This window comes from Granulicella sp. L46, from assembly GCF_009765785.1.
Lineage (GTDB): Bacteria > Acidobacteriota > Terriglobia > Terriglobales > Acidobacteriaceae > Granulicella.
The window spans coordinates 44,739-66,830 of the sequence record NZ_LMUT01000009.1; the positions used below are offsets into that span (position 1 = coordinate 44,739).

Sequence of the window (22,092 nt, forward strand, 5' to 3'; positions counted from 1 at the left end):
CCCTCGAAGCCAGTATGCACCCAACCCCAGCGCCCTTCCTACTTCCTACTTCTCACTTCCAATTTCCTCCGCGCCCCGCTCCTCGAGCTCAACCTCAACCTCTTCGGTCCGCCGCCGCAACCGCGCCCTAAGCGCCCCCGGTCGCAGCGACTGCGGATAGTGCAGCATCGCTCCCATAAACCCACCCCACGTGTCACCCGAGATCTTCAGCGACGCCGGCAGCACATACGCATCCATAATCAGCTCACTCAACAACAACGACCCCGCCGCGCCAAACAACCCATACTTCTTCGCCGCAAAGTAAGTCACCACCACCGTGATCCCCGTCGCAAACGAGTACACCGTTGCCAACCGCTCATGCAAATTGATCGCCGCCACCAGCGTCGAGCTCGTCGACCACAGCGAATAGAACACCACCACCACCAGCAACAGCCCCACCAGCCCCGGGCTCGACGGCACCTTCCCCAGCGTCCACTTGTGCAGGAACGTCGGCCCAAACAACGCCACAATCACCACCACGCTCAAGCTCATCAACAGTGCAATCTGGCACGCTCTCCGATGCAGCGTCCGCACCACCTCCATATTCCCCGCGCCAAACGCAATCGAAAGCTCCGGCCACACCGTGTTCTTCACCATCTCCACTGCCTGTAGCGCCAGCCGCGACACTGTTCGCGCCGTTCCGAACACCGCCACGGCATGCGCTCCCATCGCGTAGTTCACCGCCATCTGCGATCCCTGGATATTCAACGCATTTCCCAGCGGAAATCCCATGAATGCCAGCGACGGCCGCGTCAACCGCTTGATCTCTTTGAATGACGAATACTTCCACCCATAGCTGATCCACGGAATATCCCGCTTCACCATCACGCACAGAATCAGCGTCACGGTAATGTTCGCCAGCGCATAGACCATCGCTGTCGTGCGCGGCCCATACCCCATCACCACAGGCACCAGTTGCGCACCAAACGCCGCCAGCGATAATCCGCTCTTAAGAAAATTCCCGTACGAGTAGCGCGCAATGCATCGGTACGCCGACTGCAACAGCAGCTCCAACTGCACGAACAGCACCGACAGCCCCAGCCAGAACAGCGCCCAACTAATGTCGTGTTCACTGATGGTATTGATATTGAACAGCCGCCCCATGGGCAGCTTCCACAACGCCACCGACATCGCCGCGCCCATGATGCCCATCACCAGCGTGATCCACCACCAGCAACTCTGGAACACTCCCAGCGCCGCATCCTGCTCCTTGCGAGCCATCAGCATCGTCATCTCGTTGCCCGCAACCTGCCCGAACCCCGCATTCGAGAAGCTCAGATACGTCGGAATCCCGGTCAGCAGCAGCCACACGCCATACGTCGTCGCGCCCCAATAGTGCATCAGCACCGGCACCTGCGCGAGCTGGATCACCGTCGACGCAGCCTTACTCACCAGCGTCGTAGCAAACCCAACAAACAGCCGCCGTTTGGTCCGATCATCCATCAGCAACCACCCGGCCGAGAAAGAAGCATTCCCGCCATTCTACCAATCGACTGCACTTGCCTTTGTCTTTCTGGCTGTCATCCCGCAGGGATCTGCTTCTGTCTTTGCTCTTGCCCTTGCTTTTCTTTCTGTCATTCCCTTTGGGAATCTGCTTCTCCAACCCCGCCACGTGAAGCCCCCGGCCGTCCGCCTAGGACTTCAACTCCCCATCCAGCCGCACCTTCTCCTGCGCCAACTTCAACAACATCTCCGAGTCCCCCCGCCGCTGCGCCTCCGCCATCTGCACCCTTACCTCTCTCGACCGCCGTTCAAGATATCCGCGCCGCAGCGTCTCCAACGCCCCCTGCACCTTCCCCGCCGACACCTCCTCCTCACTCGCACTCTGCAACGCGCTCGCCAACAACATCCGTGACACATCATCCGGCGCCGCTTCAAAAGGATTCTCAGGCGCAGGCGCATTCACCAGCACCTCCATCACCGCCGCACTCCCTAACCCCGAAAACCACTCAGGATTCTCCGCCAACCGCCCCGCCGCCAACGCCCGCGCTGAATCCGCATCCGGCAACACCAGCGCACACAACAAAATCCTCTCGACCTCAGTAACCGCGCGCGGTTGTGCCGACTTCACGCTATCCAGCCGCTGCGCCGCCGCCTGCCTCAACTCCTGCCGCATCAGCGAGCTCTCAATCCCCAACTTCTGCGCCGCATTCTCCGCAAAGTCACTCCGCGCAATCGCATTCGGCACCCGCCGAATATGCGGCAGCAACATATTCAGCGCCTTCACCTTACTCTCAGGAGTCCGCGCCGGAAACAACACTTGCGCCCGCTCAATCAAATAATCCGCATACCTAACCGCTCCCCTCACCGCAGTCGAGTACGCCGCAATCCCCCGCTCCTTGATATACCGATCCGGATCAAGCCCGCCCTCCAACGTCACCACCCGAACTTCAAATCCCTCCTCCACCAGCAGCGCAATCGTCTTCTCCGCAGCATTCGCTCCCGCCTGGTCAGGATCAAAATTCAACACCACCCGCTTCGTAAACCGCGACAGCAACCGCACCTGGTGCTCCGTAAACGCAGTCCCACTCGTAGCAATCACATTCGCAATCCCACCCATAAACACGCTGATGCAATCCATCTGCCCTTCCACCAGCAGCGCAATATCCAACTCGCGTATCGACGCCTTCGCTTTATCCAGATTGAACAGCACCTGCCCCTTCGTATAAAGCGCGGTCTCCGGAGAATTCAAATACTTCGGCCCAGCCTTAGCATCCTGTTCGGCCGAGTCCAGCGCCCGCGCCGTAAACGCAATCGTCTTCCCCTGCTCATTCGCAATCGGAAACGTAATCCGCTTCCGAAACCGCGCATACATCGGGCCCGGACTCCCATTTTCCTGCTCCTTCCACGAGAACAACCCGCTAGCCCGCAGCGCCTCCTCGCTGAAAAACTTCCCCAGCCGATCCCGCATGTCATTGAAGCTCTCCGGCGCATACCCGATCCGGAACTTCGCAATCGTCTCCGCGCTCACCCCGCGCAGCGTCAAATACTCCCGCGCCCGCGCCGCCTCAGGCGACTTCAAGCTCTGCTCAAAATATTGCGTAGCCGCCTCATGAGCATCCATCAACTGCTTTCGCAGCCCAGCCTCACGAGCCTCTTCCGGCGAATTAAAATCCCTCTTCGGCAGCGCAATCCCCATCTTGGTCGCGACCGCCCTTACCGCCTCCGGAAAGCTAAGCGTCTCCATCTTCTGCACGAACGTAAACACGTCCCCATGCTCATGGCACCCAAAGCAGTAATAGCTAGCGGTCCCGGGATACAGATAAAACGACCCTGACTTCTCTTTATGAAACGGACAGAGCGCCGACCAGTTCGCCCCACTCTTCCGCAGCTTCACATACTCGCCCACAATCCGGACGATGTCTGCCTGCTGCTTCACGACCTGCGAAAAATTGTCCGCCATAGCGCTCCCTCCAGTGTAGAGTCTCCCCCTCCCCTCGCGTCTCTTTCTTCACCACTAACCCCGTCATCTCGACCAAAGCGCGCGCAGCGCATAGCGGAGAAAACCCTGTATTGGCATTGCCCCTGCCGCTGCCCTTGCGTTTGCCTTTGCACTTGCCTTTGCACTTGTTTTTCTGGCTGTCATTCCGAGCGCAGCGAGGAACCTGCTTCTCGCTCGCACAGCGAGCGCCCGTTCTTACCTCTAGCTAAAAAGCTGGAATCCCCACGGCCTCCCATCCCCTTGCCCTATCCAACGGCGATCGCCTCTTCCTCACCGGCCCAGCAGTACTGAATCAGTAACCCTCCCCAATCAAATCCCTTCCACGGCACCTCGCAAAATCCGATCGACCACAGCAACAACCTGCGCACCCTCGTGTTACAACCAGCGACCCCCAAACCATTGGGCGAGCAACACCGCAACAAGAAACGGCTGGCCAACAAGCCAGCCGTTTCCTTTTGCAATCACGATCTCGGGTCAGTTCAACGTGACGCCTCAACTGATACAAAGCCGACCGAATAGGCAACCCCTTCCTTCTAAGAATTGGGGCAGGCAACTAGTCCTTCAGTCTCCGTTCATTGTCTTGATTAGAAGCTGAAGTACTCGACTCGCAGCACCTGGTAGATTCTTATGTTCCCCTGTAAACCACGCGGCGATAGTTGCATTCATCACGGCCAACGTCACCCCCGCGAGCATCCTGGATTCTGCAGCAGCGGTGGATCGCTTCTTCGTTCGCGCCGCAAATGCGCTCGCCAAACTGTCCTCGATGCTGCTCGTGCGGGATTGGTACGCCTGTCTCGCGGACTCGCTTCGAATCGCGATTTCAACTACCTCTCGGGTCCGCGCCTCAGGCGCAGCAGCATGCTCCACGCCAGCGTGCACCGTTGCCTCGATTACCTCCAGCGTGGAAAACTGCCGAGGGCAGGCGTCAATTGCGTTCCGAAGCGCCGCCCCATAGCTCATCGCCGTCTGCGCCAGCAGGTCATCCTTGCTGGCGAAATAGCGGAAGAACGATCGCCTCGAAACACCGGCGGCTTGCGCAATCTCTTCAACGGTAGTCTCATCGAAGCCTCGCTCAGTAAATATCTCGATGGCCGCCGCATAGATGGCGTCACGAACAAACTTCCGCTTCTCATCTCGCCTCATCTCTGCCATCCAACACCCCCGCCTCCTAAAGCCGCCATATCGGTCCTGCTGACTTGTCAAACAATGGCACTCAGTGCCATTATAGGGGTAGACCATGATTGGCACTCAGTGCCATATTGGCAAAATTGGAGATCAATCAAGTGAAATCCCTTCTGCTTGTTCCACTGGCACTACTCTCCTTAATGTTTGCGAGCGCTCAAAACGGCCCCTTGAGCGGAGAATGGCACGTCGAGATGGACAACGCCGGCACCTTGGATGCTCAGACATGCACCCTCGCGCAGACCGGCACCGCCATCACCGGTACATGCACCTCCAAGGCCGGCCCGATCCCCGTCAGCGGGACTGTTCAGGGCAAGACGGTCACCTGGACCATGAAGACCCCCAGCATGGTCGGCCCCGTAACAACGGTCTACAAAGGGGCACTGGATTCGGACAACCGCATCAGCGGCATAATCAACGCCGTAGAGTTCAGGATGGAAAGCGATTTCCACGCCACGCGCTACAAACTTGTCTGGTCCGATGAGTTCAACGCCGATGGCAGACCTGATCCAAAGCGCTGGACATACGAAACTGGCTTCATCCGCAATAATGAACTGCAGTGGTATCAACCGGAGAACGCCTTCTGTAAAGGCGGCATGCTCATTCTCGAAGCGCGGCGCGAGCGTAAAGCCAATCCAAACTACCAGGCCGGAAGTCAGGATTGGACCAGGAACCGCCCACAGGCTGACTACACCTCAGCGAGCCTAACCACCCGCGGCATAATGAATTGGAAATATGGCCGATTCGAGATGCGCGGTCGCTTCGATGGCCAAGCAGGACTATGGCCCGAGTTCTGGATGATGGGCGACAAGGAATGGCCGTGGAATGGAGAAATCGACATTCTTGAATCTTGGCAGGGCCTCCTGAACGCGAACGTCATTTGGGCGGGGAAGACGCCAGGCTATAGCCGGGCTTCATCGAAGCGCAGGCCGATCGCGTCCTTCGGCGATCCCGAATGGAACAGCAAATTTCACACTTGGCGCCTGGACTGGGATGAGAACCGCATGGCTATCTTCGTCGACGACATCCTGCTCAACGAGGTCGATATCAATAAAGCAGCAAATGGTGACGGCTCAAACGGCTTCCGCGATCCACATTACATACTTCTGAACTTGGCGGTTGGCGGCACAGCAGGCGGCGACCCGTCGGCAACGCAGTTCCCAACCCGCTTCGAAGTCGACTGGGTGCGGGTCTATCAATGACGGTCGCGTAACAAGCAACGGCTCCTGGCACCCACGCCATAGAAGGCCGCCGTTCCGCTTTTCCTCTATGCTTTACTCTCTATCCTCTACACTCTGCCTTATGCTCTCCACCGTCGCACGCGCCCGCCTCACCATCGTTCTCGTCGGCGCACGCAACCCTTCCAACATCGGCGCCGCCGCTCGCGCCATGCAGGACTTCGGCTTCTCCGACCTCCGCATCGTCAACGACTTCGCCGCCCCCTTTGAAGCCGCCCAGCTCGAAGCAAAGTCTGCGGTAGCCGCGCAGCACGTCATGCAATCCGCCCGCCGCTACGACACCCTCGCCGCCGCCATCGCCGACTGCACCCTAATCCTCGCCACCACCGCCATCGGCGAGCGCCAACTCAAACAACCCATCCTACCCCTCCAGCAAGCCGCCCCTCTCATCCTCGCCGCCCTCAGCTCAAGACGAATCCAACCCTCGCCGTCTGCGAAGGACCCGGGTGCCCCAGGTCCGGACCCTCGGACCTGGGCCGGCGACAACCTCTCAGGCTCACCCACCGAAGCCAAAATCGCACTCCTCTTCGGCTCCGAAAAAACCGGCCTCACCAACGACCAGCTCTCCCACGCCACCCTCCTCACCACCATCCCCATGTACGCACCAGAGGACGCGCGCCACCTCTCCATGAACCTCGGCCAGTCCGTCGCCGTCTGCCTCTACGAGCTCACCCGCTCCGGCTTCGAATCCTCCGTCGAGATCCCTCCACTCCACGAAGCACCCGCCACCGCCGAGGACCGCGAGCGTCTAACCCAACTCCTCCTCGACGTCCTTCACGCCACCGGCTACACCCGCCGCTTCCCCGCCAATGCCTCCGAGCCCCTGGTCCGCCAGCTCGTCCAGCAGCTCGGCACATCGCACCGCGAGGCGATGACATGGATGGGCGTCTTACGCCAGATCCTCTGGCGCGAACGCTCGGACACTAATATCTAGTGTCTGAAAATCTGCGCGTCCCGAAACCACGTAGAACATGTCGCTTCTTAACTCGAAGCCGGATTGAACATGTCTGCAGTTTGGGGACGCGCTAGGCTCTTCGGCTAATTCAATCTCACCGTGGTGTCACTGAGGTCGCTGTTAACCACCGCGATGACGATTCCCGGCATGTAATGACCGGTACCTTCCTCGACCACCACCTTGGAGCCAACCGGCAGCTTGAACGGCACATCTTTGCCGGGCGGCAGCGTCACCTCCGCATCCCCGGTCTTCACCTTGATCGGGGTGTCGGTTGCATTGTGCAGGGCGAACTTCACCACCTTGTCTCTGCCGAACATCGCATGCATGGGGGTGCGCATCGCCAGAGGAGCAGCATACATCGCTTGGCTTGTCATGATCGAAACACCTAGAACCATGGCAGTGATTGCAGAAAGACGCTTCATATTTAATTCCTCTTTTTCACAGATTCACAAACGAACAAACCTCCTGCCATGGTTCAGGAAATTCGTACACTCATCTCTACGTCGATAGACGTGCCGCGGTTCCATCGGCTCACAAAGTTCTTCAGACCTTCACAAAACTCAATGAACCGCCGAAGCAAAACGGTCGGCCCCCCAACTAGATAAAATAGATGTTGTGCCCGATCTCCTCGCCAACATGAACCCACAGCAGCGTGAGGGAATCCTCGCCGTCGACGGCCCCGTGCTTCTCCTCGCCGGCGCCGGCAGCGGCAAGACCCGCGTCATCACCCATCGCATCGCCTATCTCATTGAAGAGCGAGGCGTCTCCCCCGATTCCATCCTCGCCGTCACCTTCACCAACAAGGCCGCCAAAGAAATGGGAGAGCGCGTCGAAAAAATCCTCGGCCACTCCACCCTCGCCCAACCCACCATCGCCACCTTCCACAGCTTCTGCGTTCGTGTCCTGCGCCGCGATATCGAAGCCCTCCGCATCGGCAACAAAGGCCTTACTCGCACCTTCGCCATCTACGACGAGACCGATCAGCAAGCCGTAGTCAAGCAAGCCCTCAAGCGCCTGTCGCTCGACGACAAAACTCTCAAGCCCCGCGTAGCCCTCGGCCGAATCTCCTGGGCAAAGAACCACATGATCGATCCCCAGGAATATTTCCTCGCCTCCACGAATCCCATGGAAGAAAAGATCGCTCACATCTTTAAGATCTACAAAGAGGAACTCGACAAGGCCAACGCCCTCGACTTCGACGACCTCCTGCTGGAAACCGTCCGTCTCCTCAAATCCTCCGCCGAAGTTCGCGAGCGTTACAACCGCCGCTACAAGTACCTCCTCATCGACGAGTACCAGGACACCAACCGCCCCCAATACGAGCTCATGAAGCTGCTCGGCAAACACGGCAACGTTTGCGTTGTAGGCGACGAAGACCAGTCCATCTACTCCTGGCGCGGCGCAGACATCAAGAACATCCTCGACTTCGAAAAAGATTTTCCCAACGCTCGCACCATCCGCCTCGAACAAAACTACCGCTCTACGCAATTCATCCTCGAAGGCGCCTCCGCAGTCGTCGCGCAGAATACCCAGCGCAAAGGCAAAAACCTCTTCACCACCCGCGAAGGCGGCTCTCTCATCGGCTACTACGAAGCTCCCGACGGCGAGAACGAAGCCCTCTTCATCGCCGACCGCATCGCCAAATATTTTCGCGAAGCCGCCGCCGGCACCGACAACCCCGTCGAAACCCCACGCTGCGCCGTTCTCTATCGCACCAACTCGCAGTCGCGTCTCGTAGAAGAAGCTCTCCGCCGTTATCAGATCCAGTACCACATGGTCGGCGGCTTCAGCTTCTACGACCGCGCCGAAGTCAAAGACATCCTCAGCTATCTCAAGCTCGTCCAGAATCCGCACGACTCCATCGCCCTCGGCCGCGTCGTCAACTCTCCCCCCCGCGGCATCGGCAAAACCACCATGGACACCCTCGAGCGCATCGCCCTCACCACCGGCATGAGCTCCTGGGACGCGATCAATCGCGCCGTAGAAGAAAAGCTTCTCCCCGCCCGCGCCCTCGCCGCTCTCAGCAACTTCCGCAAGCTAATAGAAGACGCCCGCGCCATGCTCGGCCCCGACTTCGCCTCGCACCTCGCCACCGACATACCCCCCACAAATCTGTCATCTCGACCGGAGGCCGAAGGCCGCAGTGGAGAGACCCCTGCATTTAGCGATGCCGATGCAGCCGATGGATCTTCTCTCGACAGCGACGCCGCAGACTTCGACTTCGGCTTCGCCACAGAAGAGCAGGCAGACGAGCAAACACCGCTCTCCATCGCAGCCAACGACGCGAACGCAACCTTCGACACCAGCTTCAACTTCGACTTCGACTTCGGCCCCACCGAAGAAATCAGCACCATCGCCCCCGAGAACGCCACCCTCGACGAAGCTGTTGCCGACACAGCCAGCATCAATCCCTTCGCCCCAATCCCCCTCAAGCAAAGCGCCAGCGCCGCAACGCGCGAACGCCTTGACCGCATCGTCGCAGCCCAGGCCGGCGATCACGAAACCGCCAACGAAGCCGACGCCCGCGCATTTAGAAAACCCGGCGACCCCGCCACCCTCCCCGAACTCATCAAGTTCCTCAACGACCGTTCCGGCTATATCCGCGCCCTCGAAGACGAAGCCACCCCCGAATCCTTCTCCCGCATCGAGAACCTCAAAGAACTAGCCAACGCAGCCCAGGACGCCACCAGCCGCGGAGAAACCCTCGCAGAGTTCCTCGATCACGCAGCCCTCGTCTCCGATGCGGACTCTTACTCCGCCGAAGCCCGCGTCACGCTCATGACCCTGCACGCCGCCAAGGGCCTCGAGTTCCCGCTCGTCTTCCTCGCCGGCATGGAAGAAGGCCTCTTCCCCCACTCGCGCACCCTCCAGGATCCCACGCAAATGGAAGAGGAGCGCCGCCTCTGCTACGTCGGCATGACCCGCGCCATGGACACTCTCATCATGACGCGCGCACGCTATCGCCGCCGCTACGGCAACGACAGCCCCGAGTCCTCCATGCCCTCGCGCTTCCTCGAAGAAGTCCCCTCCAAGCTCATCGAAGACATGTCGCCCGCCAGCTACGGCAGCTCCTACTCCACACCGTACCCGCAGCGCAACAAGCGCCCCGCAGGCGACGACGACTTCGGTACCGAGCGCCACTACTCCTACGAAGACGAATCCCAAGACATCACCAGCAGCGGCGCAAAGTCCTATGCCTCGCAGCGCTTCGGCCAGCGCCGCCCGGCCGGCGGCTCCGGCCCGCTGGACAACACCGCAGCCTTCTTCGGCCAGGGCGGTGCCCTCACCAAGGGCCCTCTCAACTTCAAAGGCCGTCCCCGCATGGACATTCCCGCACCCACCGGCCGCACCGGCCTAGGCAAAGGAGCCCGCGTCCGCCACCCCAAATACGGCGAAGGCATCATCTTCGCTCGCGAAGGAGACGGCGAAGATGCCAAGCTTACCGTACAATTTAGTAGTCACGGCATGAAGAAGCTGGTCGAGAAGTTCGCCCAGCTCGAGCGACTCTAGCCTCTGGATAGGTCAGGGCTTTGGCCCTGACATTTAGGCGCGAGAGAATGTAGGGCTTTAGCCCCTGAGATTTTCTCTCTCTTGGCCGCGAAAGACTTCATCGCCACCACACACTTATAGAAAAGAGACATCATGGCAAACACCTCCACCATCACCGACAAAATCGAGCGCAAGAAGGTCAAGCGCGCCGCCCGCAAGAAGGCCGCTCCCAAGGCTCCCCGCACCGGAGCTCGCGGCGAGAACAAGGCCAAGATCAAGAAAGCATCACGCGGCCAATCCAAGCGATAGAAAGACAAACAAGGCGGTTTCGAAATTTCAGACAACCAAAGCGGTTTCGGAATTTCAGACAGCCAAAACCGTTTGGAAATTTCAGACACCAAGAAGATTGAGAATTTCAGCCAAAACGGCGAGCGGATTCACTCCGCTCGCCGTTGTTCTTTCTTTATTGATCCCGCCACCACTGCGCGAGTCAACAAGCCCTGAAGCTCAGAGCTCGTCAATCGCCTTAGCAGCGGCGTCGATGGCATCGGTAATCTGCTGGATTTGTTCCGGCGTCACGTTCCCGCGCGTCACTCGCGCAATCACCGCGCCCCGCAGATTGCCAAAGGCCTTCATGATCTCCGGCGAGCGACCGCGTTCAAACCCGCGCCCCGTCTCCTCCAGGCGCGCAAACAACTCGCTCACACGCTCCTTGTTGGCTTCGAGAAACGCAGTTCCTTCCGCCGTCACCGAATAAACCTTCTTACCGCTCTGCTCCGACGCTGCAGCCAGCCCCTCTTCTTCGAGCAACGTAAGCGTCGGATAGATCACACCAGCGCTAGGCGTATACCCGCCGCCCAGCCGCTGTTCCATCGTCTTGATCAGTTGGTACCCGTAGCTCGGCTCTTCGGACAGCAGTTTCAAAATCACCAGCTTGATATCGCCGGCCTCGAACATCCGTTCGCGCCCGCGACCAAAGCCACGCTCAAAACCTTCGCCGCGCGGTCCGCCAAATCCTCCACGACCGCCGAATCCGCCGCGACCGCGCCCGCCAAATCCGTGCTCCGGTCCACCGCGTCCACGACCTTCACAGCCAGGCCGCGCATACTCGCGTCTCTCCGCTTCACCCCTCTCGCGGCGTCCGAAGACCCGCTCCCAACGTTCATGCATTTCAAAATGTCTTGTATTCATAATGTTTCTCCTTACCTATAAAGATATATCTTGAGATATATCTTTTGTCAACTAGAAAATATATCTTAGCCACTTTCCAGAGCCGCGCCGCTCATCGCCTGCGCAATTTCACCCACCAGTTACAATCAACTCAATTCAACGCATCACGCTGACGAGGACTGAGCCCTGGCCCGACAAATTTTCGCTACCAAGTCCATCGACAAGCTCATCTCCGACTCCGAGCGCCCCGAACACGCCCTCAAAAAATCCCTCGGCCCCGTCTCTCTCACCGCTCTCGGCATCGGCGCCGTCATCGGCTCCGGCATTTTCACGGTTATCGGCACAGCCATCGGCGGCAATCCCTCGCAGACCGTCTCCTGGGCCAAGTCCCCCATCATCGATCTAATCCTCGGCGCTCTCCACGGCCATCTCGGCGCCGTCGCTGGACGCCCGGGCGCGGGTCCCGCTCTCGCCCTCTCACTGGTCCTCGTCGCTTTAGTCTGCGGCCTCACCGGCCTCTGTTACGCCGAGCTCGCGAGCATGATTCCCATCGCCGGCTCCGCCTACACCTACACCTACGCCACCCTCGGCGAGCTCATCGCCTGGATCATCGGCTGGGACCTCATCCTCGAATACGCCTTCTCCAACATGAGCGTCTCCGTAGGCTTCGCCGCCCACATCGTCGACCTCCTCGACTGGCTCGGCATCCACCTCTCCCCCAAATGGCTCTCCCCCGCCTACCTGCCCCTCGGCCTTCAGGACCTCGCCGGCAAAGACATCTTCCTCCCCGGCTGGCACGCCGGTTTCGACTTCCCCGCCTTCGCCGTAGTTCTCCTCCTCACCGTAGTTCTCGTCCGCGGCATCCGCGAATCCGCCCGCACCAACAACATCATGGTGCTGGTCAAGATCGCGGCCATCCTGCTCTTCATCTCCTTCGGCCTCAGCTTCATCCACACCTCCAACTACCATCCTTTCTCGCCGAACGGATTCACCGGAGTCCTCGCCGGCGGCTCCATCATCTTCTTCACCTACATCGGCTTCGACTCCGTATCCACCGCCTCCGAAGAGTGTAAAAACCCCAAGCGCGACGTCCCCATCGGTATCATCGCCACGCTCATCGTCTGCACCATCCTCTACATCGGAGTAGCCGTAGTCCTCACCGGCATGGTGCCCTGGCAGTCCATCGCCGGCGACGCCGCCCCAGTCGTCAACGCCCTCAAGCGCGTGTCTTTGACACCCGGCGGCCACAGGCTCCATTTCGTCCGACTCTTCGTCCTCATCGGCGCTCTCGTCGGCATGATCAGCTCCATCCTCGTCTTCCAGCTAGGCCAGGCCCGCGTTTGGTTCGCCATGTCCCGCGACCGACTCCTCCCCGACGCCTTCTCCAAACTCCATCCAAAATTCCGCACCCCCGCCTTCGCCACCTGGTTCGCCGGCATCCTCGTCGCCATCCCCGCAGGCGTATTCGACGTAGGCTCCTTCGCCGAAATGTCCAACATCGGCACGCTCTTCGCCTTCGTCCTGGTCTCCATCGGCGTCATCGTCCTGCGCTACAAAGATCCCACCCGCCATCGCGGCTTCCGCGTCCCCTTCGGCCCGGTCATCCCGATTCTCAGCACGGTCTTCTGCATCCTATTGATGGCCGGCCTTCCCGCCGTCACCTGGATCCGCTTCTTCGTCTGGCTCGTCATCGGCCTCTTCGTCTACTACTTCTACAGCCGCAAGCGCAGCGAGTTTTACAAGAACTAATCTCATGGCGTACTGGATTGAAACCGGCATTTCGGCGAAGCTTGCGATCATGCCAAAGCCGAACGGCGGAAAGCATCTTGAAAACGAAATCCGCAACCTCAAGCGCGAAGGCGCCGACGTCGTCGTCTCTCTCCTAACCCCCGACGAAGAATTCGACCTCGGCCTCGAGCACGAGCGCGCCGCCTGCGATGGCCACGGCATCAAGTTCCGCAGCTTCCCCATCCCCGACCGCGACATCCCCGAATCCACCGAAGCCTTCCTCAAGTTCATCGACACCCTGCATTACGATCTCCTCCAGGGACGAAGCATCGTAGCCCACTGCCGCGCGGGTATTGGCCGATCCTCCCTCCTACTCGCCGCCCTCCTACGCCGCGAAGGCCTCTCCACCGACGACGCCTTCCGCCGCATCACCCAGGCCCGCAACGCGCTCGTCCCCGACACCCCCGAACAACTCCGCTGGGTAGAGAACCTCCCCCTCGAGCCCTAGAGCAATCTCCATCGGCGCTGTACCCAAGGCCTTTGCCGTTCTTTCTGTCATTCCCTCTGGGAATCTGCTTCTTCTGTTGCTCGTTTTACGCCGTCATCCTAGAGCGAAGCGAAGGATCCCTGTATTTGTTCTTGCCTTTCTTCGACAATTTCTGAAAGAAATTGTCATTCCGAGCACAGCGAGGAACCCGCTTTCTCCCGTTCTTGCCCTTGCTGTTCTTTCTGTCATTCCCTCTGGGAATCTGCTGTCTGCTCCTAGCCGCGCGTATCCTCCAGACAGTGTCCACCTTCCTCACGGCCGAATGGCGCAAGCTGATCATGGCCCAATATGACGTGAAGCCGAAGCTTTTGATGCCCTATCTTCCAAAGGGCGTGGAACTCGACCTCTATGAAGGCCGCTGCTACGTCTCCCTCGTAGCGTTCCTCTTCGACCGCGTACGCCTAAAAGGCCTCCCCATTCCCTTCCACACCCGCTTCGAAGAAATAAACCTCCGCTTCTACGTCCGCCGCACAGAACCCGACGGCACCTACAAACGCGGAGTCGTCTTCATCCGCGAATTCGTCCCCCGCCGCGCCATCGCATCCGTCTCTCCTCCGAATCCCTCACCGTCGGCTACGGCTGGGATCTAGGTGGTCGCTCGCACAGCCTCTCCGTAGAAGCCGCCCCTATACCCCATCACATCCTCGCTAACAGCGAAGAAGACTTCATCACCGAGCACTACTGGGGCTACACCAAACGCAGCGACGGCACCACCTCCGCCTACCAGGTCGAACACCCAAGCTGGCAGACTTACAAGCCCCGCAGCTACGAGATCGCCGTCGACTTCGGCCTGCTCTATGGCCAATCCTTCGCCTTCCTGACCGACCAATGGGTCTCCAGCGTCCTACTCGCGGAAGGTTCCGCCGTCAGCGTTCACTCCGGTTCTCGCCTGAGCGCATAAACTATTCAAATGGCACGTGCCCGACAGATCTCAAAGTCCGACCAGCCCGACCCAGAAACCTGGCTGCGCGGCCTTCCCAAAGCCGAGCTCCACCTCCACCTCGAAGGCTCCATCACCCCCGAAACACTAGTCGAGCTCTCCAAGCGCAACGACCCCACGCCACTCACCCTCGCCGAAGCTCGCGGCGTCTACTCCTACCACGACTTCCCCAGCTTCCTACTCTGCTTCAAAGCCGTCACCACCCGCCTCCACACCCCCGCCGACTACGAGCTCATCACCTACAACATGCTCCGCGACCTCGCTCAGCAGGGCGTTCGCCACGCCGAAGTCTACATCTCCATCGGCATCCTTTACTGGCAGGACCGTCTCGACGTCGACCTGGTCATCACCGCGATCGAACGTGGCCGCACCCGCGCCGAGGCCGACTTCAACATCTCTCTCCTCTGGATCATCGATGCCGTCCGCCACTTCGGCGTCGAAGCCTGCGCCCGCGTCTTTCGCAAGGCCGCCGACCTCCAACACCTCTACCCCAGCATCGTCGGCATCGGCATTGGAGGCAACGAGCTCCTCGGCCCCGCCCACGAATTCCGCGAGCTGTATCAGCAAGCCAAGGCCGCCGGCCTCCGCCTCACCTGCCACGCCGGCGAAAACACCGGCCCGCAAAGCATCTGGGCCGCCGTCAACATCGGCGCCGAGCGCATCGGCCACGCCCTCTCCGCACAGGACGACCCCGATCTCATCGAAGTCCTCGTCGACCGCCAAATCCCCCTCGAGCTCAACATCACCAGCAACCTCCGCACCGGTTGTTGTCCTTCGCTGGAAGACCACCCCGTCCGTCGCTACTTCGAAGAAGGCCTCATGGTCACGCTCAACTCCGACGACCCACCCTTCTTCGGAGCCAATCTCCTCGACGAATATCTCCTGGCCCACCGCACCTTCGAGTTCCCTCTCGACCAGCTCCGCGAACTAGCCGCCAACTCAATCGAAGCCAGCTTCCTCCCCCCCGAACGCAAACTCACCCTCCTCGCCGAAGTAGAGCGCTACGCCTTGTAGCCTTCCCCTACGCTCTACACTCTATCCCCTGCCCTACTTCCCCGGAGGCGCCGGCACCATCACCGCATTCGGATCCACCTTCGGAATCCCAAAGTGCCCACTCAGATGAACCAAATCCAGCGGCCGCAACTGCCCTGAAACCTGGATCACACTCATCTGCCGCGTTCCCCGAATCAACACCAGCACATTGTCGATATCGGCCCCAGTGAAGTGCAGCCAAAGATCCGTGAGCGGCTTCTGCGGCGTGGTGGCCTCCCGCGGCGACACGTTCCGATCCACCAGGTGCTTCCAACCCGCCGCATTGAAGGAGTCCACCAGCGCATGCATGTTCTCAGGAATATAAAAAGCCGGCTCATGATACCGATAGTTCTCCACCGTAATGCTATTCAACTGCATCGGAGGTCCTTCGCCGTCGTTCAGAAATCCCGTGGCCGACTCCAGCATGTCATGGTCGAACGTAAACGAAGTGTGGTTCGTCCGCTCTGACGTCAGATTCCTCAGCGCTTCGCGGACGCCAGCCGGTTCCTGCGCAACCCCAAACAGCGGAACAAACAGCATGACAGCAGACAGGAAACCCAACGCACACTTCTTCATAAGCACCTCGCTTCAGAATTAAACCACCTCGGCCCGAGAAAGTTGCGCCCCCCGGACAAATTGGCCTCCTCCCTTGATGTAGTTACGATGCATCGAACACCACCGTCAGCGCGCTCCTTCCGGTTCTCAGTCTGCTCTGGTTGCTGGTCAGCTCTATTGCAATTACCCTCAACCCTAGAGGTGGTCCCAGTTGGCAGAGTCATTGATTCACAACACGTTCGCTCCTATAAAGAAGTTGTTCCCCAGCTGGCTTACCAATCCAGTGCGAAATGTCGTGACTGCCGTCCTCACCCCAATCACCTACAGCTACAGAACCGGTCACTTCCGCAGCAGCCTCAAAATGGCCGCCGTCACCCGCCACGGTGACCCCCTCCCCTGGTACACCTACCCCGCCATCGACTTCCTCAAGGATCGCAACTACGCCGGCAAAACCGTCTTGGAATTCGGCGGCGGCCAGTCAACGTTATGGTGGGCCGCGCACGCCGCCAGCGTCGTAACCTTCGAGGCCGACCGTGCCTGGCACGACCGCATCAAGAGCGGCATGCCCCCCAACGTCGACCTCAACCTCGTTCCCCGCGAAAACGGAAAGCAAGACGCCTTCCACGTCTCAAACATGCTGGCCACCAAGCCCCACCAGCAATACGACGTAGTCATCATCGACGGCCTCACCCGCGGCGACCTATTCGACATCGCCAGTAAATACGTAGCCCCCAACGGCATCATCATCTGCGACAACGCCGAGGGCTACGGCTTCTACGAAGGCTTCAAGGATCGCGGTTTCAGCCGGGTCGACTTCTACGGCAACGCCCCCGGCATCCTTCTGCCTCACTGCACGTCCATCTTCTTCAACGCGACGTCCTTCGTCTTCGACCCCGCGGTACCCATCCGCAACGTCGCCAAAAACCCCTAGACGCGAAATCGTTCCTGCCGCAGATTTGTCATCCTTCGCCGCACCGGGTCCCCGGCGAGCGATCTTGGCTCACTGGGGTGGCTAGCCGGAGGATCTGCTGTTTTATGCTTTCGCACTTATTATTCCGGCGGCCTGGGCGCGAAGTAACCCTTCTTGGCGCGCACCACGTAGCGAGGATCTAGACTCTGCAAATAAATGGTCCGGAACGATCCATCCTGCTTAAATCCCGCAGGAACGTAAACCAGCGAATACTGGCTGCGTAACTCAGCCTCAATATTCATGAAGCCTTCCGAAACGTCTTCCATACGCACCGGAAAGAACGCACGTCCGCCCGTCGCATCCGAAATCCGCAACAGCACGTCATCGCCCTTGTCCCGGCTGGGCCCGGTATTCGTGCTGATCGTGTAGACAATCGTCTCCGCACGCTGGCACATCTTGATCGCGTCGTCTTCGGTCGCGCGGCTGTAATCATCATCGCCATCGGAGACCAGCACCATCATCTTTCGTACATCCGCCGACTGCTTCAATGTCAGCATCTGGTCGCGGCACGTCTTGTACAGCGAGTCGTACAGCGCCGTTCCACCGCCCGGCCGCAGCCGGCTGATCCCGCTATCCAGCAGATCGACGCGGTTGGTGTAATCCTGCTCAATGTCGGTCTGCACATCGAAGCCCTCGACAAATGCCCGATCCACCGGATGCATCACCTGCAACAGAAAATCGATCGCCGCCTGCTGTTCATACGCGAAGCGCTGCCGAATCGAGCTCGACGTGTCAATCATGATGCCCACGCGCAATGGCAGATTCGTCTGCTGCACAAAACGAATAATGCGCTCTGGCGGACGTCCATCATCCAGCAGCCCGAAGTTCTGCTGCTGCAGCCCATTCACAAAGTTTCCGTGCTTGTCCGTAACCGCAAAGAAGAGATCCACTTCGCGCGAAAACAATTGCAACGTCTCAGTCGCCTGAGGCGGCTCTTGCTCAGGCTGCTGCGCCTCCGGAGTCTGCTGCGCAGGTGTCGCCGTGTTCTGCTGGTTCGTCGTCGAGGGCTGAGTGGTCGGAGTCTGGGTTTGTTGCGGCTGCGGGCTTTGTGCACCGGCGGCCAGCGCGATCGTGGCAGCACCGAGCAGCATGCCCGCCCATCGCACAATTCTAGAAAGATTCATACTTCCATCGTACCAATTGGACGCCTCCTGCGCCCGCTCCCGGATTACGCTTCTACACCGCGAAGCTGCTCCAGCAATACCCCTAACTCCTCCGGAAGTTCCGCCGCCAGCGACAAGGCCTTTCCTGTCCGCGGATGCCCAAACTCCAGCGCCGCCGCATGCAGAAAATTCCGCTCTAACGACAGGCTCTCCTCGTCATCCCCCATCGCCGCACGACCCTTCCCGCCAGCTCCCGCGCCTTCCACCCGCCGAATCCGGTGCGGCGCCCCATACAGAAAATCACCCACCACCGGATGCCCGATCGCCTGCATGTGCACGCGGATCTGGTGCGTCCGCCCCGTCTCAATCCTCACCTCCAGCAGCGTGAACTTCCCATACGGTCCTTTTACCCGCTCCAACACCTTCCAGTGCGACACCGCACTGCGCCCACCTGCTCGCTTGGTCGTCATCCGGATGCGCCGCATAAGGTCGCGGCTGATCGGCAACTGGATCGTCCCTTCCTCACCCTTCACCTCGCCATGCACCAACGCCAGGTATGTCTTGCGCAACTGCCGCTCGGAGAACATCTCGCCCAGCGCGCGATGCGTCACGTCATTCTTGGCAACCACAATCAACCCACTCGTCTGCTTATCCAGCCGATGCACAATCCCCGGCCTCAAAGCCCCACCCACCGAGCTCAGCTTGTCTCCCGCGCCAAAGTGCCACAGCAGCGCATTCACCAGCGTTCCCTTGTTATGCTCTGCCGCACCCGACCCCGCATGCACCATCATCCCCGCCGGCTTATCCACCACCGCCAGGTCCTCATCCTCATACACAATCGTCAGCGGAATATCTTCGGGCGTAGCATTCAGCGGCGCCGGCTTCGGATCGCCCTCGATCTCAATCCACTCGCCACCCTTCAGCTTCTGCTTCGCCTTCCCCGGCTTGCCCTCGACAGTAACCTGCCCCCCGTCGATCAACAGCACCACCCGAGCTCTACTGATCTCAGGAATCGCCTTCGCCAAATAAGCATCCAGCCTCATCCCCGCAGCGGCTGCTTCCGCCGCAAAGCTGCGCACGCCATCCTCAGCCTCCAGGTCATCCAGCACGGTGATCTCTCGCTCAACCTCCGGCTCGACATAAAGCCTCGGCACCCCGTACCGCCGCACCGACATATCCGCCTCCTCCTGCGGATGCTTGCCTCCATTCGGCCCACTGGTCACCAAACCCGGCCGCCCCGCAAATGGGGACACGTGCGGCGTAAAGTCCGCTGTGTCATACAGCGCCGGCCCCAGCGACTCCACATCTTTCCCCGCCTCGCGCAGAGCCGCCTCCCGCTCCTGCGCCACCGTCCGTGCAGCCCGATACTCCTGCTTCACGCTCTGGCGTCTCTTCCCCTTCGGCAACATATTCTGCGATGGCATCTATGCAGTCTCCTTCAAAAACGTAAGCATCAACCCACCAACCAACATCGCTCCCACCGCCAACCACTGCTGCGGATCAAGCCACGCATTCCCTGTCATCTCCACCGGCTGCGAAACCATGTCGAGCAGAAAACTAGCCGCTCCCCCCACAACCAACGCAATCGCCACCACCATCCCATCCCGCATTCGCCGCCTCAGCAAACCCATCAGCACCACCACCAGCGCCACCGACGCAATCGCCCCATAGATCGCCACCGGATGCAGGCGCACCGACCCATCGCCCCCCGGCATCACCGTCCCCCACGGCAGCCTCGTCGGCATCCCCACCTCTGTACCTTCGAAAAATCTTCCCAGGCTAAGCATCGCCGCCAACACCGCCGCGCAAGGCGCCCAGGCGTCCGCAACCTTCAGCAACGGCAGCCGCTTCCATCGCAGATACGCCACCACCCCCACAGCCGAAAGCACCATCCCGCCGACCGTAAACGAAGGCAGCGCCAGCATCACCACCGGCAGACGCAAGAACCCATGCACGTCCCCCGCAATCAACAGCAGCCGCGACGCCACAAACGCAGCCATAACCGAAAACAATCCCGCATCCCAAAGCTGCTCGGACGCCAGCCCCACCATCCGTGCCGTCTTCAGACTCAACCAAAGCGCAGCAATCAACCCAACCGCCGCACAAACCCCGTACATCGGCACGCGCAAAGGCCCCACCCGCAACACGCGCGGGACCATCATCGTCACCGTCTGAAAGAAAACGCTCACCTATCGAGCATACGCGGAGCGACCCACCACCCCACCCGATCCTCTATCCCCTAATCCCTATCCCCTGTACTAAAAAAGACCGACCCGCTGGGCCGTACGGCGAGGCGCAGGTGAACCCGCCTATAAGCGGTGGGCCCTGACCGTGGCTCTTTAGGCTTTCCGGACTGGCGGACCTAGCACACCGAGCCATTTATACGAGTCAGGACCCTGTTCAATGAGTATTGGTTCAACCTGCGGTATTCCCCGTACCTGCTTTGCAGGCCGGTCTCTGCCTTGGATGCTATCCGCCCGGCGAAGATTCCGCAACCCCACCAAAGATTCCGCAACTCGCCCCTCCCCACCTAATTCCCTGAGCCCCCAGCCCCCTCCACCGTACTCGCCGGTCCACGCACCTCCGCAGCCTGCACCTTCGCCGCCCGCGCCTTTGCAATCAGCTTCTTCAACTTACCCTCCACGTCCTGATCCTCCCCCAGCATCTCCGCCGTCAACACCCCATCCGAATCAATCGTGAAGTAATGCGGGATAGCATTAATTCCAAATTCAGTACTCAGCGAGTGGTCTGTATCGCGATACTGCACCCACGTCATCTCATTCTTTGCGACGAAGTCCTTCCACTTCGCCTCGTCGCTATCCCAGCTCACACTGATAATCACCAGCGGATCATTCGCAAACTCTTTCGCGATCTTTTTCATGTGCGGCAACTCCCGGTTGCACGGCCCACACCACGTCGCCCAGAAGTCGATCAGCACCACCCGTCCACCCATGCTATCCAGGTTGAACTTCGTTCCATCCATCGCCGTCACTTCGAACGGCGGAGCCATCTTGTGCGTCGCCAACTCCGGATCATCCGCAAAATGCTTGATGCGCAGCCACGCCGTATCCCCCGGCTTCATGTTGCTCAGGCACAACTGAAACTGCTTGCGCGCCTCATCCATCCTGCCCAGCTGCGCCTGCACTTCGCCCACTTCGTACATTGCCGCCACGTTCTGCGGGTAAAGTTTCACTGCCTGCTGAAATGCCGCGAGCGCCTCTTCCAACTGCTCCGGCTTCGGCTTGTCCCCATCCCTCGCGATCAGTGCGCGCCCGCGGTCGTACTCCGCCACCGACTTCACCAGCGGCGTGGTCCCCACCGCTCCCACCTCCATCGCCGTACCGATCGCATCCTTGTAGCTACCCTGCTTCATCTGCAGCTTGTAGACCGCCGCCATGCATTCGACACATTGCCCACCAGCAATCTTGTTCGCCTTTTTGTAAGCATCGGCCGCAAACATCGGCTGCGTCTGCCGTTCCAGCTCCTTCGCTTCCTTCACCGCAGCAAGAAACTTTGGATTGGTGTGATAATCATCAGCCGCAGCAGCCTTCGCGTCTGTCCCTTGCGCAGTCGCCATCGTTGCGGCGAACGTCAGCAGCACAACCGCAGCCGCAAGAGCGCCTGTCTTGATGAACATGGAATCCTCCCAGCGAAAACCTTAGGTGCGTGTGGATTCCATCATCCAGCAGGAAGCTTCCCGGA

18 protein-coding genes, 1 other RNA gene and 1 pseudogene are annotated in these 22,092 nt (G+C 59.9%); 9 read left to right on the plus strand and 11 right to left on the minus strand.

What is annotated here, in order from left to right; translation table 11 throughout:
• Positions 1-45: 45 nt before the first annotated feature.
• The 3 genes from GSQ80_RS06835 to GSQ80_RS06845 all read right to left on the minus strand — a co-directional run bounded on the left by GSQ80_RS06835 (position 46) and on the right by GSQ80_RS06845 (position 4,633).
• A complete protein-coding gene (locus GSQ80_RS06835; protein ID WP_216850172.1) occupies positions 46-1,482 on the minus strand; it encodes a lipopolysaccharide biosynthesis protein in 1,437 nt (478 codons plus the stop codon).
• A gap of 190 nt (positions 1,483-1,672) precedes the next feature.
• Entirely contained in the window at positions 1,673-3,442 is a 1,770-nt protein-coding gene (gene dnaG, locus GSQ80_RS06840) for a DNA primase (RefSeq protein WP_158786917.1), read from the minus strand.
• Positions 3,443-4,042: 600 nt separating this feature from the next.
• Positions 4,043-4,633, minus strand: coding sequence for a TetR family transcriptional regulator (locus GSQ80_RS06845; RefSeq protein ID WP_158786918.1), 591 nt, complete (start codon positions 4,631-4,633; stop codon positions 4,043-4,045).
• Positions 4,634-4,764: 131 nt separating this feature from the next.
• Between GSQ80_RS06845 and GSQ80_RS06850 the strand changes: the two genes are divergently transcribed.
• Both GSQ80_RS06850 and GSQ80_RS06855 read left to right on the plus strand, forming a co-directional pair.
• On the plus strand, positions 4,765-5,865 hold the full coding sequence (locus tag GSQ80_RS06850) for a family 16 glycosylhydrolase (protein ID WP_216850174.1): 1,101 nt from the start codon (positions 4,765-4,767) through the stop codon (positions 5,863-5,865).
• Between the two features lie 100 nt (positions 5,866-5,965).
• Positions 5,966-6,835, plus strand: a complete 870-nt coding sequence (locus GSQ80_RS06855) for an RNA methyltransferase (protein ID WP_158786919.1) — start codon at positions 5,966-5,968, stop codon at positions 6,833-6,835.
• A gap of 104 nt (positions 6,836-6,939) precedes the next feature.
• Here GSQ80_RS06855 and GSQ80_RS06860 read toward each other — a convergent pair whose 3' ends face one another.
• Positions 6,940-7,278 carry a hypothetical protein gene (locus GSQ80_RS06860; protein WP_158786920.1) on the minus strand — a complete coding sequence of 113 codons (339 nt, stop codon included), beginning with the start codon at positions 7,276-7,278 and terminating at the stop codon, positions 6,940-6,942.
• A 214-nt stretch (positions 7,279-7,492) separates the two neighbouring features.
• On the opposite strand from GSQ80_RS06860, the gene GSQ80_RS06865 reads away from it, so the two are divergent.
• Both GSQ80_RS06865 and GSQ80_RS22890 read left to right on the plus strand, forming a co-directional pair.
• Positions 7,493-10,366, plus strand: coding sequence for an ATP-dependent helicase (locus GSQ80_RS06865; protein ID WP_158787336.1), 2,874 nt, complete (start codon positions 7,493-7,495; stop codon positions 10,364-10,366).
• 132 nt (positions 10,367-10,498) lie between these two features.
• Positions 10,499-10,654: a hypothetical protein gene (locus tag GSQ80_RS22890; protein ID WP_174241317.1), complete on the plus strand. Its 156-nt coding sequence runs from the start codon at positions 10,499-10,501 to the stop codon at positions 10,652-10,654.
• 198 nt (positions 10,655-10,852) lie between these two features.
• On the opposite strand, the gene GSQ80_RS06870 is transcribed toward GSQ80_RS22890, so the two are convergent.
• Positions 10,853-11,536, minus strand: coding sequence for a PadR family transcriptional regulator (locus GSQ80_RS06870; protein WP_216850176.1), 684 nt, complete (start codon positions 11,534-11,536; stop codon positions 10,853-10,855).
• 177 nt (positions 11,537-11,713) lie between these two features.
• On the opposite strand from GSQ80_RS06870, the gene GSQ80_RS06875 reads away from it, so the two are divergent.
• The 4 genes and pseudogenes from GSQ80_RS06875 to add all read left to right on the plus strand — a co-directional run bounded on the left by GSQ80_RS06875 (position 11,714) and on the right by add (position 15,744).
• Entirely contained in the window at positions 11,714-13,264 is a 1,551-nt protein-coding gene (locus tag GSQ80_RS06875) for an amino acid permease (protein ID WP_371315696.1), read from the plus strand.
• A gap of 4 nt (positions 13,265-13,268) precedes the next feature.
• Entirely contained in the window at positions 13,269-13,751 is a 483-nt protein-coding gene (locus GSQ80_RS06880) for a dual specificity protein phosphatase family protein (protein WP_158786921.1), read from the plus strand.
• Positions 13,752-14,101: 350 nt separating this feature from the next.
• Positions 14,102-14,691 (plus strand): annotated as a pseudogene (locus GSQ80_RS06885) (YqjF family protein).
• A gap of 9 nt (positions 14,692-14,700) precedes the next feature.
• Positions 14,701-15,744 carry an adenosine deaminase gene (add, locus tag GSQ80_RS06890; protein ID WP_158786922.1) on the plus strand — a complete coding sequence of 348 codons (1,044 nt, stop codon included), beginning with the start codon at positions 14,701-14,703 and terminating at the stop codon, positions 15,742-15,744.
• 33 nt (positions 15,745-15,777) lie between these two features.
• Here add and GSQ80_RS06895 read toward each other — a convergent pair whose 3' ends face one another.
• Complete coding sequence (locus tag GSQ80_RS06895) at positions 15,778-16,338, minus strand: hypothetical protein (protein ID WP_158786923.1); 561 nt, start codon at positions 16,336-16,338, stop codon at positions 15,778-15,780.
• Positions 16,339-16,528: 190 nt separating this feature from the next.
• Here GSQ80_RS06895 and GSQ80_RS06900 point away from each other — a divergent pair, with 190 nt between their 5' ends.
• Entirely contained in the window at positions 16,529-17,248 is a 720-nt protein-coding gene (locus GSQ80_RS06900; protein ID WP_158786924.1) for a hypothetical protein, read from the plus strand.
• Between the two features lie 119 nt (positions 17,249-17,367).
• On the opposite strand, the gene GSQ80_RS06905 is transcribed toward GSQ80_RS06900, so the two are convergent.
• The 5 genes from GSQ80_RS06905 to GSQ80_RS06925 all read right to left on the minus strand — a co-directional run bounded on the left by GSQ80_RS06905 (position 17,368) and on the right by GSQ80_RS06925 (position 22,027).
• A complete protein-coding gene (locus GSQ80_RS06905) occupies positions 17,368-18,411 on the minus strand; it encodes a VWA domain-containing protein (protein WP_254059494.1) in 1,044 nt (347 codons plus the stop codon).
• A 44-nt stretch (positions 18,412-18,455) separates the two neighbouring features.
• The gene (locus tag GSQ80_RS06910) at positions 18,456-19,814 is read right to left on the minus strand and encodes an RluA family pseudouridine synthase (RefSeq protein ID WP_158786925.1); all 1,359 of its coding nucleotides are present in this window, start codon (positions 19,812-19,814) and stop codon (positions 18,456-18,458) included.
• Positions 19,815-20,579: a prolipoprotein diacylglyceryl transferase gene (locus GSQ80_RS06915; protein WP_158786926.1), complete on the minus strand. Its 765-nt coding sequence runs from the start codon at positions 20,577-20,579 to the stop codon at positions 19,815-19,817.
• Positions 20,580-20,656: 77 nt separating this feature from the next.
• A non-coding RNA gene (ssrS, locus tag GSQ80_RS06920) (6S RNA) lies at positions 20,657-20,845 on the minus strand.
• Positions 20,846-20,920: 75 nt separating this feature from the next.
• Positions 20,921-22,027 carry a redoxin family protein gene (locus tag GSQ80_RS06925; RefSeq protein ID WP_254059495.1) on the minus strand — a complete coding sequence of 369 codons (1,107 nt, stop codon included), beginning with the start codon at positions 22,025-22,027 and terminating at the stop codon, positions 20,921-20,923.
• Positions 22,028-22,092 lie beyond the last annotated feature (65 nt).

Excerpts from the sequence above, each read along its gene's own strand:
- GSQ80_RS06835 (WP_216850172.1), bottom strand. The coding sequence starts at position 1,482 with ATGGATGATCGGACCAAACGGCGGCTGTTTGTTGGGTTTGCTACGACG.
- add (WP_158786922.1), top strand. The coding sequence starts at position 14,701 with ATGGCACGTGCCCGACAGATCTCAAAGTCCGACCAGCCCGACCCAGAA.
- GSQ80_RS06895 (WP_158786923.1), bottom strand. The coding sequence starts at position 16,338 with ATGAAGAAGTGTGCGTTGGGTTTCCTGTCTGCTGTCATGCTGTTTGTT.
- GSQ80_RS06905 (WP_254059494.1), bottom strand. The coding sequence starts at position 18,411 with ATGAATCTTTCTAGAATTGTGCGATGGGCGGGCATGCTGCTCGGTGCT.
- GSQ80_RS06925 (WP_254059495.1), bottom strand. The coding sequence starts at position 22,027 with ATGTTCATCAAGACAGGCGCTCTTGCGGCTGCGGTTGTGCTGCTGACG.
- GSQ80_RS06860 (WP_158786920.1), bottom strand. The coding sequence starts at position 7,278 with ATGAAGCGTCTTTCTGCAATCACTGCCATGGTTCTAGGTGTTTCGATC.
- GSQ80_RS06855 (WP_158786919.1), top strand. The coding sequence starts at position 5,966 with ATGCTCTCCACCGTCGCACGCGCCCGCCTCACCATCGTTCTCGTCGGC.
- dnaG (WP_158786917.1), bottom strand. The coding sequence starts at position 3,442 with ATGGCGGACAATTTTTCGCAGGTCGTGAAGCAGCAGGCAGACATCGTC.
- GSQ80_RS06880 (WP_158786921.1), top strand. The coding sequence starts at position 13,269 with ATGGCGTACTGGATTGAAACCGGCATTTCGGCGAAGCTTGCGATCATG.
- GSQ80_RS22890 (WP_174241317.1), top strand. The coding sequence starts at position 10,499 with ATGGCAAACACCTCCACCATCACCGACAAAATCGAGCGCAAGAAGGTC.
- GSQ80_RS06865 (WP_158787336.1), top strand. The coding sequence starts at position 7,493 with ATGAACCCACAGCAGCGTGAGGGAATCCTCGCCGTCGACGGCCCCGTG.
- GSQ80_RS06870 (WP_216850176.1), bottom strand. The coding sequence starts at position 11,536 with ATGAATACAAGACATTTTGAAATGCATGAACGTTGGGAGCGGGTCTTC.
- GSQ80_RS06845 (WP_158786918.1), bottom strand. The coding sequence starts at position 4,633 with ATGGCAGAGATGAGGCGAGATGAGAAGCGGAAGTTTGTTCGTGACGCC.
- GSQ80_RS06910 (WP_158786925.1), bottom strand. The coding sequence starts at position 19,814 with ATGCCATCGCAGAATATGTTGCCGAAGGGGAAGAGACGCCAGAGCGTG.